Here is a 1,501-nt window from a genome sequence, read left to right as displayed (position 1 = left end):
CCTTTAATGGCTCAAAGCATGAGCGACTCCCAAGTTCTTGAATATGTAAAGGATGGCATCCGCCAGGGTAAAGAACAGAAACAACTAGCCTCTGAACTGGCACGTAGGGGTGTGACCAAAGAACAGGCAACTCGTGTGAAGCAACTATATGAGCAGCAAAACAATGTCAATGTTTCCAATGCAACGGGTACCGACATCAATGAATCACGCCTTCGTGAGGAAATGAAAGAAAACACTTCCGATATGCTGGAAGACCACCCGAGCACTCAAGACCTCGCACGTGGCAATCAGGTTTTCGGACGAAATATTTTCAACACCCGTAACCTGACTTTTGAACCGAGCGTCAACATCGCCACTCCCTTGAACTATCGTCTGGGTCCCGGTGATGAGGTGATTATTGATATCTGGGGAGCCAGCCAGAACACTATCCGCCAACAGATTTCTCCTGATGGCACGATCAACATTCAGAAAATAGGTCCTGTTAACTTGAACGGACTGACTATTACTGAAGCCAACGACTATCTCAAAAAGACATTAAACAAGATATATAATGGTCTTAATAATGCGAATGATCCCACCTCTGACATCCGTCTGACTTTGGGCAGCATACGTACTATCCAGATCAATGTAATGGGTGAGGTTGTCCAACCGGGTACTTACTCCCTCTCTTCTTTTGCCACAGTTTTCCATGCACTTTACCGTGCGGGTGGAGTCAGTGACATAGGAAGCCTTCGCAATGTACAGCTGGTACGTAACGGCAAAAATATCGCCACGATCGACGTCTACCAATTTATCATGAAAGGAAACATTCAGGATGACATTCGTCTTCAGGAAGGCGATGTAGTAATAGTCCCTGCCTATGACGTATTGGTTAAGATCGACGGAAAAGTGAAACGCCCAATGCGTTTCGAAATGACCAAGGATGAGAGTCTATCCACTCTTATCAGCTATGCCGGTGGCTTTGAAGCCGACGCCTACACCCGTTCCTTACGTGTCGTACGCCAGAACGGGCAGGAATATGAAGTAAACACAGTCAAAGACCTTGACTATAGTGTCTATAAAATGCGAAACGGTGATGTTGTGACCGCCGAAGCCATCCTTAATCGTTTCATCAATAAACTTGAAATCCGTGGAGCCGTTTATCGTCCCGGCATCTACCAGTTGAATGGAAAACTGAATACTGTCCGTGAACTGGTAAACGAAGCCCAAGGTCTGACCGGTGATGCCTTCTTGAACCGTGCTGTTCTCTATCGTCAGCGTGAAGATCTGACTACCGAAGTTGTTCCAGTAGACATCAAAGCCATCATGGACGGTACTTCCCAAAACATCATCCTGATGAAAAACGACATCCTTTATATTCCGAGTATTCATGACCTGGAAGACAGAGGCAACGTCGTAATCCACGGTGAAGTAGCCAAACCTGATTCTTATCCTTATGCGGATAACATGACCCTTGAAGACTTGATCATTCAGGCAGGTGGATTGCGTGAAGCCGCTTCTG

At 46.2% G+C, this 1,501-nt stretch carries 1 protein-coding gene; it reads left to right on the top strand.

Features of this window, described 5'->3' with window-relative positions:
* Positions 1–1,501, top strand: a 1,501-nt coding sequence (locus AB5935_RS23950) for an SLBB domain-containing protein (RefSeq protein WP_368327654.1), incomplete at both ends; no start/stop codon positions are given.

The organism is Phocaeicola sp. RTP21198st1_B8_RTP21198_201120 (assembly GCF_040929485.1).
Taxonomy (GTDB): Bacteria; Bacteroidota; Bacteroidia; order Bacteroidales; family Bacteroidaceae; genus Phocaeicola; species Phocaeicola dorei.
Note: the sequence above shows the minus strand (reverse complement) of the source record. Positions and strands in the feature narration are given on the sequence as shown.